Here is a 13,855-nt window from a genome sequence, read left to right as displayed (position 1 = left end):
AACTTTTTGTAATCCTTTGCAATTTTATTCATTTTATATTTTGTGACCAATTTAACTTTTTGTTTATCGTTTTCTTTGTTTGTGAGATGCGTAGATATAACCCCTGATTTAATTGAGGATAATGAAACACCAAATAGGCAGTTTAAATAAAGGATAAGGCGATGAACGAAACATTTGAATCGAGTGGAAGTTGTGTCTGTGGCGCGGTGACATTTCATGCTAAAACCGTCAGTCCGAGTGTTGGGACATGCCATTGCCATACTTGCCGGCGCTGGAGTGGTGGTCCACTAATGTCAGTAGATTGTGGATCAAATATTCAGTTCGAAGGAGAAGACAATATCCAGGTTTATGATTCTTCAGATTGGGCAGAAAGAGGGTTTTGTAAGCGCTGTGGTAGTCATCTTTTCTATCGAATCAAACACAATCAACAGCATATTGTAGGTGCAGGTCTGATAGACGACCAGTCTAAGTTTGTTTTTGACCATCAAGTATTTACTGATGAAAGGCCGCATTACTACCAATTCGCCAACCAAACTCATGATATGACTGGTCCTGAAGTTTTTGCCGAGTATGGTGGGAATTGATTCCGGTTCTTTTACTTTATGTAATTTGGGATGAAGTGTGTTCGCGGACACATAACTAGAGTTTGCTTCACTTCATCCAATTTATACATAGAGGTACTTCTGCTTATTCGCTCCGCTATTCTACCGATTTCCTCTCTGCCTTTTCCTCACTAAGAACAATTTCCAACCCTTTAATTTTCATTGTGTTACGAGTGTAAACCTGCTTGTCCGATCCATTATTGTTGAAAATTTCTTGAAGTTAAGAGGTAGGCAAGCCTTCACCACATAGTTTACAAAGTAATTAATAACGGGTTATGTTATTAATTATTCCAATCAAGTGAAAAATCACACGGAGAGCATTATGGAGCAAGCATGGCGTTGGTACGGGTCACAAGATCCCGTTACGTTACAACATATTAGGCAAGCCGGAGCCACGAGCATTGTGACGGCGTTACACCACATACCCAATGGGGAGGTTTGGAGCGTTGCAGAAATAGAAGCAAGAAAGAGACTTATTGAAGAAGCAGGGTTAACTTGGTCAGTGGTGGAAAGTGTTCCGGTTCACGAAGACATAAAACTGAGAAGAGGCAATTGGCAAACGTGGGTAGACAACTACCGGACAACGCTTGCTAACCTCGCTCGCTGTGGAATCCATACCGTGTGTTACAACTTTATGCCAGTGCTGGATTGGACGCGAACCGATCTCGACTATGAGCTGAGTGACGGTTCAAAAGCGCTTAGATTTGATCACGTTAGCTTTGCTGCTTTCGAGCTTTGTATCTTAAAGCGAGTTGGTGCGGAGTTGCATTATTCCGCAACAGAGCAAGAAGCCGCGCGTGAAAGATATGAGCAGATGAGTCGGCAGGACATTGATCAGCTTACCGCGAACATTATTGCGGGTCTTCCCGGAGCGGAAGAAGGTTACACATTAGAGGAATTTCGCTCGCATCTGACAAGGTATGACAACGTTGATAAAAGCGTACTGAGAGAAAACCTAAAGCGCTTTTTAGAGGCTCTGATGCCTATCTGTGAAAAACATAGTATTCGAATGGCCATCCATCCGGACGATCCACCCAGACCAATATTGGGGTTGCCTAGAATTGTTTCGACCAAAGAAGACATGGAATGGATTGTGAATTCGATTCCGAGCCAAAACAATGGTTTTACGTTTTGCACTGGTTCTTATGGAGTGAGAGAAGACAACGATTTGGTGAATATGATCAGAACGTATCACGACCGAATTTTTTTCACTCACCTGAGGTCGACGCAAAGGGAGGCAAACCCTAAAAGTTTTCATGAAGCTGCTCACCTAGAAGGCGATGTCGATATGTTCTCTGTCGTCCACGAGTTGTTGAAAGAAGAGTCCCGAAGACGCCAGTTAGGGGATACTCGCCCAATACCTATGCGTCCTGACCACGGACATCAAATGATTGATGATTTGGGCAAAAAAACCAACCCCGGGTACTCCTGCATTGGGCGACTCAAAGGGCTTGCTGAGTTTCGAGGTCTTGAAATGGGTGTCAAACGCGCACTGATGTCAGACGACTGAATATTAAGGCTAGCGGCTTTTGAGTCGTTTAATAATTTCAGACTGAAAAAGCGGAGACAACGCGCCGAACATTTCATCGGTTTCGGCACGTTGACCAACGTGCAACGTAACTTTGTCGGAGATGAATGCAGGAAGTTGAGCGGTAAATTTCTCCTGCAGCTTGTCAAACACTTCTGGAGTTCGGGCAAATGGTCCGGTTATCACAATCTGCTGTGGAAACAGGATTAAAAAAGCGTTGGCTAAGGTCACGCTCATAAGGTTGATTGCACGGTTAATAACTGGAATGTCAGCGACGTTCTTCTCATTGAACGCTTTTTCAAATTCGGATTCACTTAGCGGGTTGTCTGGAAAATATTTTCTGAGTTCGTTTTCCATCGCCCTAAGCGAGGCAATAGATTCAACAGTGGCGGAACTTTCACCATCCACAACTGTGGTTTGCCCTAGTTCTCCAAATCCGCCCAATGGCGTGTGTATTACGTCTCCGCGAAGTGCGTATGATGTACCAATCCCATACCCCCAGTGAATATTCAGAACAGATTCTTTCATATGTTCCGGGTGGCGTATCAGGCGGGCGCGCAATTCATTGTTCAGGTTTTTGGCAATTCTTACGGGCAATTGAGTTTTGGACGAGAGTTGTTCAAAAGACAGATTTGAAATCTTTGGCCATCGGTTGGAATAAACCCAGCAAATCTTTTCTTCATCCACCAGCCCCGGCAGAGAACACACAATGCCAACGACTTTTCCACTTATTTTCTTTTCAGATAGGGACATTGCCAATGTTTCGAAATGAGTCAGAATTTGTGCGTTTGACAGTTCATGATCGTCAAGCGTTTGCGATGAGCTGCAGAGAATTTCTCCCGTCAGGTTGATCAGATGAGCATGGATAGTGAGTGAGTCGATCATAATCACAATGCCCAAAAGCGCATTAGGCTGAATCCTTAAGTACACTTCAGGGCGACCCGGCTTTGACGGGTTTACCGTTTTATCTTCTGCCACCAAACCCAGTTCAATCAGCTCTCCAATCAGATCAGTCACGGTTGCTGGTCGCAGTTTGTACTCCTGACTCAGACTTTTTCGCGTTGGCGTGTCCTGACAAAAGATGGCTTGAAGCAGCTGATTTTTTCTTTGATCGGAAAGCTGGATTAGGTCGTTGTTTTTCTGATTTAGCGACTTTGCAAGACGTTCACTGAAAGACAGATTCGCTGAGGTTTTTGAGGGGGTAGTTGGCTGCATAAATGGTGACTTCCTTCAAATATTTCCTAATTCAATACGAAAGCCCAATGAGCGCTTCCCCTGCGATAAATAGAGCATTTATTTAAATAAAAACAAAAAGGTAACTCTATTCAATATCGCTTTGCCATATCTGAGTATTTATATAATTACACATTGTGTAAAAAATAGTTATTTACAGCAAGTGTAATTAATGTCAGGTTAGTATTTAATCAATAACCACACGGTTCAAATGGCAACCAAAATAGTGAGGATAGAATTCATGAAAGTATCCAGATGGTTAGACGAAGCATCGATGGCCATTGCTGCCGCTCAATATGGAGCAAAACTGATTCGCCAAGCCATTGAGTCCAAAGGGTATGCCAACATTATTCTGGCAACGGGAACCAGTCAGTTTTCTATGCTTTCCAATTTGGTGACTGACACCAGCATTGATTGGTCGAGGGTGTCGGTGTTTCATTTGGACGAATATGTAGGGTTGAGCGATCAGCATCCTGCGAGTTTCAGACGATACCTTCGAGAGCGTGTAGAAGACCAACTCCCTAATTTGAAAAAGATTACCTATGTCAATGGCGATTCCTCAAAGCTGGAAGAAGAATTGACCAATTTGAATAAAACAATCTCTGATATTCAAATCGACGTTGCTTTTGTAGGCATTGGCGAGAACGGTCACCTGGCGTTTAACGATCCTCCTGCGGACTTCGAAGAGACTGCTCCGTATATACAGGTGGAGCTCGATACCGCATGCAGAAAGCAGCAGTTGGGAGAGGGGTGGTTTCCTTCATTAGAGGACGTTCCCACTCATGCGGTTTCTATGTCAATCAACCAAATTCTCAAAAGTACCCATATTGTTTGCACTGTGCCTTCAGACAGAAAAGCACAGGCAGTCAAAGATTGCCTTGAGGGAGTCATGTCTCCGATGCATCCGGCTTCGGTGTTGCAAAAACATCAGGCAACCATGGTTTTTCTGGATAACGAGTCTTCAAGTCTGTTGAACCAGAGAGGCAGTGATGAGAAGTGATAACCCTGAAAGCGTATTAGTGTACTTCGGAGACGAAAAGCCACTGATGAGATACCACCTGAATGAACAGGGAGTCATTACGCGAATCGATACAGAAGTTCCTGCGTTTCATTTGAATGAGAAAAAGCAGGACAGCGTGGTCACTCCAGGTTTGGTGGATATTCAGGTTAATGGCTTTAGTGGGTTGGATTTTAACTCGTTCGGAGTGTCCCCAGAGGCACTCGATAACGCGCTTTTCGAAATGCTCAAAAGTGGGGTAACGAAGTGCCTGCCCACTTTGATTTCTGCTGATGAAGAAAAGCTTTATCAATTACTAAAAACGCTTGATGAGGCGGTCGGTAAGAGTGCCTTAGGACCGGATATGGTCTTGGGTTATCACATCGAAGGACCGTTTTTATCGCCAAAAGAAGGGTTTGTCGGTGCTCATCCTGAAAAAGCAATGATTTCAGGATCGATATCGGTGGTTAAAAAGCTGCAATCTTTGGTTGCGAAGCCGATTAAATTGATGACGGTCGCGCCTGAAATAGAAGGTGTACTTGAGTTGATTTCTTATTTGAAATCAGAGGGGATTACCGTTGCACTAGGGCACACTGAAGCCGATTCAACAACAATCGCAAGGGCGGTTGAAAGAGGAGCGACGCTATCAACGCATCTTGGCAACGGACTTGCACATCAACTTCATAAAACAGAAAACCCCCTGATGGCGCAGTTAGCGCAAGACGGTTTGTATGCCAGCTTTATCGCCGATGGTATCCACGTGAAACCCGAGATGCTTAAAACATGGATACGAGCGAAAACATTGGCGCGGACTGTATTGACGACGGATGCCACTTCCGCAGCTGGTCTCTCCCAGCAGCCAGGGCGCTACTGGTTAGGTGAATCTGAGATTGAGCTTTGCTCAGACGGCGTCGTTCGAATTCCCGGTTCGGCTTACTTTGCGGGGTCTTCAGCCCGAATGGACAAAATGGTTCAGGATGTAATGGCGTGGTGTGATTTATCGATGTCAGATCTACTGAGAATTACCCGCCACAACCCTCTGCAACTGCTGTCTCAACCCAACACAATGCCCGCAGTAGGAGACAAAGCCGACTTTATTGAATGGTCCACATCCCGAAATGGACCACAATTAAAACAAGTGTACTTAGGTGATCGAATTGTGCGTCCTTCTGATCTTTTCCATCCCTGAAAAGGATGAGGAGCATTTAGAAAACGCACAAATAATGGAATAAATAGCAATACCTCTGGTGGTCAAGGGTTGACCATGTAATGGCTTAAGAAAAGCTAATTAATCAAGGAGTAAAGGACATGAAAGGGACAATATCTAAAGGAATCATTGGATGGTCTGTTACCGCACTGCTGATACCTTCATTATCGTTCGCGACGACATTGCGTCTGGCTGAAAATCAGCCTGAATCCAACCCTGTTACTGTAGCGATGCATAAATTTGCCGAGCTCACTTCCACTTATTCGAATGGTGAAGTCAAAGTTAAAGTCTTTTCTGGCGCTCAACTGGGGCAGGAGGCAGAAACCATAGAACAGACTCAGGCGGGAATTATCGACCTTACGCGTGTAAACAGTGTGACTCTGGCGAATGTATCGCCAAGTGTCGGCGTGTTTACGCTTCCCTACATATTCAAGAACATTAAACACAAATACCGTGTTCTGGACAGTGATATCGGAGATGAAGTAAGAGCCGATATGGCGAAATATGGTTTGGTCGGGTTCGAGTTTATGGAAGCGGGGACTCGCAGTTTCTACACCACCGAAGAACATCCTGTTAAATCGATTGAAGACATGAAAGGTCTCAAGATTCGTGTTCAGAAATCGCCCATTTCCATCAGCATGGTTAACCTTGTTGGCGGTGTCGCGACACCCATGAACTATGGCGAGGTTTTTTCCAGCTTACAGACTGGCGTGATTGATGGCGCAGAGAACGACTATGTAAGTTATCTGACTTCTGGTCACTATGAAGTCGCACCAAACTACGTTGAAGATGGTCACTTAAGCCCGCCCGCCATTCTTATCATGAACAAAGCGAAATTTGATTCGCTGCCTGAAAATCATAGAAATGCCATTGCTAAGGCTGCCAAAGAAGCCGCGATATTCGAGCGAGATCTCATGATTCGAGCCAATATTGAAGCAAAAGAGAAAGTTGTGGCAGCGGGCGTGAAAGTGACGGTGATTGACAACACACCATTTCAGCAAGCGGTTCAGCCAGTGTACGAAGAATTTCCTAAACTTCTGCCATTGGTAAACAGAATTAAAGCCGTCAAATAAGACTTTGTCCCGTCGTAGGGCGGGGCAACTCTAGCACTCATGGAGTGAGAGTGATGAGCGTATTTATTGCTAAATTGAACCTTATTGCAACATGGATAGCCAACCGGCTGTTAGAGCTGATTGTCTTAATAACAGTGACACAGGTTGTGTTGCGTTACGTGTTTAACAAGCCAACCAGCTGGTCTGAAGAAGTCGCGATGCTCTTCCTTGTTTGGTACGGGATGTTATCCATTGCGATAGGAGTCCGAACTCATTCACACGTTGCAATCACTTATCTCAGAGACCGATCGCCGATTATTGTCGGTAAAGGGCTGGACTACTTTGCCTACCTTTGCATTGCCTTGTTTTCCCTGATTCTGCTAATGAATGCTCATACTCTGGTCAATATTGCGGGCGCACAAATCTTGCCCGCTTCTGGCTTACCTAAGCAGCTGCTTTACTACTCTGCTGTTGTAGGTTCGGTACTCACTTTGATTAACGCGCTAGCCAATATTTTTTCAGGCGATGTGAGAGCAAAAGAAGAGGAAGCGGCATGAGTGTGGAACAGGTAGGTATTGCAGTACTACTGGGCAGTTTTTTCATCTTAATGTTACTGCGAGTACCCATTGCATTTGCATTGGGCATTTCATCTGTGCTGACGGCGTGGCAACTGGATTTACCCTTATTGCTGATTGCACAGCGCATGGTCAATGGCATGTTCAGCTTTACGTTTCTAGCTGTGCCGTTTTTTATTCTGGTTGGCAGCATTATGACCGAAGGGGGGATCTCGGACCGACTGGTCCGCTTTTCAGAGGTACTCGTCGGGCGTTTTCGAGGGGGAATGGCGCAGGGAAATGTTGTGGCCAGCACCTTCTTTGGTGGTATTTCGGGTTCTTCGGTTGCGGATGTGGCGTCGATCGGTTCCTTCTTAATTCCTGCCATGAAGCGCAGCGGCTATCCGGCTGAGTATTCTGTTGCCGTTACCGTTACTTCATCGGTTCAGGGCGTCCTTATTCCACCCAGTCAGAATATGATTTACTACGCTCTGGCTGCTGGTGGTTTGCCCATCAGTCAGCTCTTTATTGCCGGGTATGTTCCAGGAATACTACTCAGTGTTTCACTAATGATGTTATGTGGTTTCCTTGCATCGAAAAATCATCATCCCAAAGGGCTACGCTATTCCTTTAAAGAAGGTATGGCAATTGTCGGTGAAGCATCAATTGGGTTGCTGACAATAGTGATCATTATTGGTGGGATTGTGCTCGGGATCTTTACCGCAACCGAGTCTGCGGCGGTGGCAGTAGCTTATGCGCTTTTGGTTACCGTGCTTATCTATAAAAGCGTAACGCGAACTCAGATGAACAAGATCATGAGCGACACTCTGAAAACATTGTCGATGGTTATCGCGATTATCATGACCTCTTCGGCGTTTGGATACTTGCTGTCTTTCCTGAGTGTTCCTAGCTTGCTCGCCGACTTCATTCTAGGTTTGTCTGAGAACCCATACATTATTTTGCTCGCAATTAACGTTCTCTTACTGGTGTTGGGAATGCTAATGGATATGGGAGTGCTTATCCTTGTACTGACGCCAATTCTTCTCCCAATAGCAAAAACAATAGGCGTCGATCCGATCCACTTTGGCATCATTATGTTGTTGAATTTGGGAATTGGAGTATGCACACCTCCCGTCGGGACGTCTCTTATGGTTGGCTGTGGGATTGGCAAAGTCAAAATAGAAGCCACTGCTCGTCAAATGCTACCGTTTTATCTCACCATGGTGGTGGTGCTTATGCTGGTTACCTACTTCCCGATGATCACGCTCTGGCTTCCTTCTTTGCTGTAATTAACAACTGAGCAGTACTGCGAAAACATTTCTGCATAGGGTTTGAGCCTTTCTTTGGCTTGAATCCTATTTGCTAATCCTTCCTGAACGATCAACAGCTAAACCGAAAAACCTTCATTTCATACGCTGAAGTAGGAGAGACACTTGGTCATGCTCTCTGTTTCTCCTTACCTTCTACTCGGAGCCATCTATCTTCTTTAGATCACGCATACACTTAACTGTGATCAGCTTCACGCTAGTTGCTAAATTGATCAAATAATAGCCAAAATGAATTTACATATCGTATTTAAAATGTAATTTTATATTTAAAATGTCGTTCGCGATAAGGAGATCTGCGATGATCATTGACAGTCATCTGCACCTGTGGGATTTGGACGAGTTTAATCTTCCATGGGTGAACGATTTTGAACCATTGAACAAAACGTTCAGCATCGACGCCTATCTTTCTGATTTTAAGAAAGTTGATAAGTCGGTGTATTTAGAAGTGGATGTGGTTCCGGAGCAGAGAGATGCTGAAATTGAGTACGTAGGCAAGCTTTGTCAGAACCCTGAATTACCGCTTGTGGCAATGGTGGCATCCATTGAAGTGACCAGAGCAGATATTGATGAATACCTTTCTTCTGTTCGAACCAAAGCTCCTCATGTTGCCGGTTTCAGGCAAGTACTCCATACCCCAGAAATGGAAGCAGGTCACTGCCTGTCGGAAGCGTTTGTCAAAGGCGTACAGGCGATGGGAAAACAGGGGTTCTCCTTTGATATCTGCATTCGACCTCAAGAACTCGCCGATGCGGCTGCGTTAATAAAGCAGTGCCCCGGCACTCAGTTCGTACTGGATCACGGTGGCATACCTGCCATTGCCTCTTATGTTGAAGACGAATCTGCGTATAAAGCCTGGCAACAGAACATCGCCTCCATCGCGGCGCACACCAACGTAGTGTGCAAAGTGTCGGGGTTAGTCACGCAGGCTGGGGACTTGTCGAAAAACGAGGCAACGTTAGTTGAGGTGATCGCCTGGCTGAAATCGTCCTTTGGTTCGGAACGTTTAATGTTTGGATCCGACTGGCCAGTCTGTACTTTGGTTGAGCCTGCACAAGCGTGGCAATCCAGGTTGGATGATCTGGTGGCGCATTGGAGTGACTCGGAAAAGCAAAACCTCTATTTCAAAACTGCGGAAAATGTCTATTTGTCTCGAGTGGGGAGCTGAGGAGGTACCATGAAAAAGTTTGGTCAGGTCATCCAGTTGAAGCCAGAACATTACGATGAATACGTAAAAGCCCATGCCGAAGTGTGGCCTGAAGTGCTGACTCAGATCGAAGCATCACATATTCAGAATTACTCCATTTTTCATCACAACGGCTTGCTCTTCGCCTACTTCGAATATGTAGGAGAGGACTTCGAAAGTGATATGGCGGAGATGGCAGCCGATCCGACAACGCAAAAATGGTGGGCGTGGATGAAACCCATGCAGCAACCTCTGCCAGAAGCAGGTGAAGAATGGTGGCTGACAATGGAACAGGTTTTCGAACAGAAATAAGGAGAATGACATGTTGCAGGGAAAAGTTGCGTTAGTAACCGGAGCAGCATCGGGTATTGGTCTGGCTATTGCCAAGGGGTTTCATGATGCCGGAGCGCACGTTGTGCTGGTTGATGTGAATTCACAGCAACTTGAAGATGCATCGAAAGAGTTCAATACGGATAAGGTCTCAACCTTTCAGTGCGATGTGTCCAGTGAAAGTGATGTTGCCAGTGTTTGCGCTGCAATAGAAAGCCAAATCGGTCGTCTGGATGCTCTGGTTAACAATGCGGGTATCGCGTCTATCGGCTCCCTTGAAAATACCTCTCTTTCTGAACTGGAGCGAGTTTTCTCTGTTAACGTCAATGGGTTATTTCTTTTCTCAAAGCATGCGATGCCACTGCTTGAAAAAGCACAGGGTGCCATTCTCAATCTCTCTTCCATTGCCGCCAAAGTGGGCATATCCGACCGCTTTGCCTATTCCGCGTCAAAAGGCGCAGTACTCGCAATGACCTTAAGTATCGCAAGAGACTACGTGGCGAAAGGCGTTCGTTGCAACTGTCTGTGTCCGGCACGTGTACACACCCCGTTTGTTGATGGGTATCTGGAAAAACACTACCCAGACACCAAAGAGGAAATGTTTAAAACGCTCAGCGAATACCAGCCAATTGGTCGGATGGGAACCCCGAAAGAAATTGCCGATCTCACCGTGTTTTTGTGCAGTGACAAAGCGAGATTTATTACAGGATCTGCGTATGACATTGACGGCGGTGTCACTCAGTTACGCTGATTTTTATCGATTTAAATCATTTTGATAGTGAAGGAATACAACCATGAAACTTGTTCGAGTAGGAGAAGCCGGCAGCGAGAAGCCTGGCGTCGAACTGAATAGCGGAAAACGCATCGACGTCAGTGCGTTTGGTGAGGATTATACTGAATCTTTCTTTGGTTCAGACGGACCAAAACGCCTCAGTGAGTGGCTTGATGAACATCAGGGAAATTGCCCAGAGTTTGGCGAGAACGAACGTTATGGAGCCCCAATCTGCCGACCTTCGAAAATCATTTGTGTCGGGTTGAATTATAAAAAGCACGCCGAAGAATCTGGGATGCCTATCCCGGGGCAGCCGGTTTTATTTATGAAAGCCACCAGCTCTTTATGTGGTCCGAACGATCCCATCATCATCCCTAAAAACAGCCAGAAAACCGACTGGGAAGTTGAGCTGGCGATTGTTATCGGTAAGCGTGCAAGTTATGTGTCGGAAGAGGATGCGTTAGAGCACGTCGCCGGTTACGTGCTTCACAATGACTATTCAGAACGAGAATTCCAGCTTGAGCAGGAAGGTCAGTGGGTGAAAGGAAAAAGCTGCGACTCATTTGCGCCGCTTGGCCCTTATGTCGTGACCACAGACGAATGTTCGGATGCGCAAAACCTAAGGCTCTGGCTGTCACTGAATGGTGAAATGCTGCAAGACAGCAACACCAGCGACATGATTTTCTCCATTGCTAAACAGGTGAGTTACATCAGTCAGTATATGACCTTACTTCCCGGAGATGTGATTTCCACAGGCACGCCTTTTGGTGTGGGGCTGGGCTTTAACCCTCCTCGCTACCTGAAAGAGGGCGATATTGTCGAACTTGGAATCGATGGGCTTGGCACTTCAAGTCAGACTGCGATTACCTACGAGAACTCGCAAAACTAAGTGAAACACTTTTAAAAAACATGGAGCAAAGGACGCACCACCATGGCAACCATTGAGAAAGCAGAGCTGTATTGGGTTGATCTAGAACCAGAGGTTAAGCGCACCGACGCCATTCAGTCGTTTGTGTGCCAGGAAACCCCAATGGTTAAAATTACAGATAGTGACGGCGTAACGGGAGTGGGGTATACCTATACCATCGGTACTGGCGGTTCGTCAGTTGTCGCTTTGCTTCACGATCACCTTCTTCCTCAACTTATTGGCAAAGATCCAGACTGCATTGAGCAAATCTGGCGTGATCTCTATTTCCACAGTCACGCAACGTCAGTAGGGGCGATAACTTCTTTAGCATTGGCTGCGATAGATACGGCTCTTTGGGACAGAAAGTCCATCAAAGCACAGCTTCCACTTTGGAAAGTTGCTGGTGGAGCCAAACCCGAAATCCCGCTCTATACCACCGAAGGTGGCTGGCTACATCTCACGCCAGAACAGCTTGCAGAAGATGCGATTGAAGTGCAGAAACAAGGCTTTGGTGGTTCAAAGGTTAAAGTGGGTTCGCCCTCTCTGGCAGAAGACATTCGCAGGCTAGAACACGTGAGAAAACAGGTTGGGGATGACTACCACATCATGGTTGATGCCAACCAAAGCTTTAGCCGAGACGAGGCGATAAAACGCGGTCGGGCATTTGCCGATTTAGGCATAAGCTGGCTGGAAGAACCTATGCCAGCAGAAGATATTTCAGGTCACGCGCAGCTTTGTGCAACGGCTGGTCTGCCAATTGCGGTGGGTGAATCCATGTATGGAACGCGAGGATTCAGAGAGTATCTGGAGCAAGGCGCGTGTCATATTGTACAGGTCGATGTGGCGAGAATTGGCGGTATTACCCCTTGGCTGAAGGTGGCGCATTTAGCGGAAACGTACAACGTTTCAGTTTGCCCGCACTTTTTAATGGAATTGCACGTATCACTCTGTTGTGCGGTTCCGAACAGTCGCTGGTTGGAGTTCATTCCTCAGCTAGGTTCTATTTCCAGCAGCAGGCTCAACATTATTGATGGGAAGGCACAGGCACCAACCGATATCGGCTTGGGTATTGCTTGGGACTGGGACAAAATTCAATCGGAAACTCGGACTAATAAGGTGATTACTTAGTCAGATCACAGAGCAAGTCCTTATGTAAATAGTGGTCTCTGAAAAGCTAGGTCACAGCCGTGATACGAAACTGGTTTTCTCTGATGAAACTTGTTATCCGATTGAGTAACATGGGCGTAGCCCTGTTGGTTCATTCATTAAGGAAAGCATTTGGACACGAAAGCAGAGAAAAAATACCAAGCTCCCGCTTTGGAAAAGGGGTTGGATATTCTAGAAGTTTTATCTAACCACGCATCCGGTTTATCGCAGGTAGAAATCGCCCGAGAACTAGGGCGCAGCGTCGGGGAAATATTCCGAATGCTGGTGGTACTCTGCGACAGAGGCTACCTTTCCCTTGATCCCCACACCGACCGTTACGCACTCACAACTAAGCTGTTTGAAGTGTCGCACCGATATCCAAAAATTAAACGACTGACCTCACTTGCCGTGCCAGTAATGAATGCATTGTCGGAGAAGTTACAGCAATCTGTGCATCTGGCGATCATCTCGGAGGGCAGTGTGCTCGTGATTGGGCAGGTAGATTCACCAGGTTATCACTTGATGAGTGTTCGCCTGGGCGCAAAACTTGATGTCTGGAAAGCGTCGTCTGGTCGGGTAATATTGGCGCACTCTCCTAAATCCGAGCTGGACCAGTTTATTGTTGCTCACCCTCCTGGTACTGATGAAGAGACCAATGCGATTCGTGAAGAGTTAGCCAAAGTTCGCAAGAAGGGCTACGAAGAGCGCAAAAGCTACGTGATTAAAGGTGTGGTCAACATTTCTGTCCCGCTTGTGGATTACTCTGGGCAAGCCATCGCCTGTTTGACTATTCCTATGATTGAGAGTGTGGAAGGCGACAACCGAGCCAAGCGCAAAATGTGTCGTGACGCAATGCAGGAGGCGGCGGATTACTTAAGCGACCAGTTGGGTGGCAATCTGCATCACTAAGCTTCTAAATTAACTTGTTCTTTCATTTCTTTGGGATTGTATACTGAAGCAAAGTAAAAGTTTGCCTGTACATTTTTGGTTATTAAATCGACAAAGTGTGATTGAGC

General features: G+C 46.0%; 14 protein-coding genes. 13 read left to right on the top strand and 1 reads right to left on the bottom strand.

Going from position 1 to position 13,855, the window contains the following annotated elements:
* Positions 1-161: 161 nt before the first annotated feature.
* Both QMG91_RS10860 and uxuA read left to right on the top strand, forming a co-directional pair.
* Positions 162-584, top strand: a complete 423-nt coding sequence (locus QMG91_RS10860) for a GFA family protein (protein ID WP_022593582.1) — start codon at positions 162-164, stop codon at positions 582-584.
* A 340-nt stretch (positions 585-924) separates the two neighbouring features.
* Entirely contained in the window at positions 925-2,112 is a 1,188-nt protein-coding gene (gene uxuA / locus QMG91_RS10855; protein ID WP_022550308.1) for a mannonate dehydratase, read from the top strand.
* A gap of 9 nt (positions 2,113-2,121) precedes the next feature.
* On the opposite strand, the gene QMG91_RS10850 is transcribed toward uxuA, so the two are convergent.
* Complete coding sequence (locus tag QMG91_RS10850; protein ID WP_281826416.1) at positions 2,122-3,345, bottom strand: ROK family protein; 1,224 nt, start codon at positions 3,343-3,345, stop codon at positions 2,122-2,124.
* Positions 3,346-3,604: 259 nt separating this feature from the next.
* Here QMG91_RS10850 and QMG91_RS10845 point away from each other — a divergent pair, with 259 nt between their 5' ends.
* The 11 genes from QMG91_RS10845 to QMG91_RS10795 all read left to right on the top strand — a co-directional run bounded on the left by QMG91_RS10845 (position 3,605) and on the right by QMG91_RS10795 (position 13,748).
* A complete protein-coding gene (locus QMG91_RS10845) occupies positions 3,605-4,363 on the top strand; it encodes a glucosamine-6-phosphate deaminase (RefSeq protein WP_281826414.1) in 759 nt (252 codons plus the stop codon).
* On the top strand, positions 4,353-5,549 hold the full coding sequence (locus tag QMG91_RS10840) for an N-acetylglucosamine-6-phosphate deacetylase (protein ID WP_281826413.1): 1,197 nt from the start codon (positions 4,353-4,355) through the stop codon (positions 5,547-5,549). The genes QMG91_RS10845 and QMG91_RS10840 overlap by 11 nt, the downstream gene beginning before the upstream one ends.
* Before the next feature lie 119 nt (positions 5,550-5,668).
* The gene (locus QMG91_RS10835) at positions 5,669-6,640 is read left to right on the top strand and encodes a TRAP transporter substrate-binding protein (protein WP_022593572.1); all 972 of its coding nucleotides are present in this window, start codon (positions 5,669-5,671) and stop codon (positions 6,638-6,640) included.
* 53 nt (positions 6,641-6,693) lie between these two features.
* Positions 6,694-7,176 (top strand): TRAP transporter small permease, encoded by a 483-nt coding sequence (locus tag QMG91_RS10830; protein ID WP_200765620.1) that lies wholly within the window; start codon positions 6,694-6,696, stop codon positions 7,174-7,176.
* Positions 7,173-8,462: a TRAP transporter large permease gene (locus tag QMG91_RS10825; protein WP_281826409.1), complete on the top strand. Its 1,290-nt coding sequence runs from the start codon at positions 7,173-7,175 to the stop codon at positions 8,460-8,462. The genes QMG91_RS10830 and QMG91_RS10825 overlap by 4 nt, the downstream gene beginning before the upstream one ends.
* Positions 8,463-8,799: 337 nt before the next feature.
* Entirely contained in the window at positions 8,800-9,666 is an 867-nt protein-coding gene (locus QMG91_RS10820; protein WP_281826408.1) for an amidohydrolase family protein, read from the top strand.
* A gap of 9 nt (positions 9,667-9,675) precedes the next feature.
* Entirely contained in the window at positions 9,676-9,996 is a 321-nt protein-coding gene (locus QMG91_RS10815) for an L-rhamnose mutarotase (protein ID WP_281826406.1), read from the top strand.
* Between the two features lie 10 nt (positions 9,997-10,006).
* Positions 10,007-10,765: an SDR family NAD(P)-dependent oxidoreductase gene (locus QMG91_RS10810; protein WP_004402973.1), complete on the top strand. Its 759-nt coding sequence runs from the start codon at positions 10,007-10,009 to the stop codon at positions 10,763-10,765.
* Between the two features lie 43 nt (positions 10,766-10,808).
* Positions 10,809-11,675, top strand: coding sequence for a fumarylacetoacetate hydrolase family protein (locus QMG91_RS10805; RefSeq protein ID WP_223096585.1), 867 nt, complete (start codon positions 10,809-10,811; stop codon positions 11,673-11,675).
* Positions 11,676-11,717: 42 nt separating this feature from the next.
* Positions 11,718-12,821 (top strand): mandelate racemase/muconate lactonizing enzyme family protein, encoded by a 1,104-nt coding sequence (locus QMG91_RS10800; RefSeq protein WP_022613998.1) that lies wholly within the window; start codon positions 11,718-11,720, stop codon positions 12,819-12,821.
* A gap of 150 nt (positions 12,822-12,971) precedes the next feature.
* The gene (locus QMG91_RS10795; protein WP_004401250.1) at positions 12,972-13,748 is read left to right on the top strand and encodes an IclR family transcriptional regulator; all 777 of its coding nucleotides are present in this window, start codon (positions 12,972-12,974) and stop codon (positions 13,746-13,748) included.
* Positions 13,749-13,855 lie beyond the last annotated feature (107 nt).

The organism is Vibrio nigripulchritudo, assembly GCF_027924785.1.
Taxonomy (GTDB): Bacteria; Pseudomonadota; Gammaproteobacteria; order Enterobacterales; family Vibrionaceae; genus Vibrio; species Vibrio nigripulchritudo.
The sequence above is the reverse complement of the archived record's forward strand: the minus strand, read 5'-3'. Positions and strand labels throughout refer to the sequence as shown.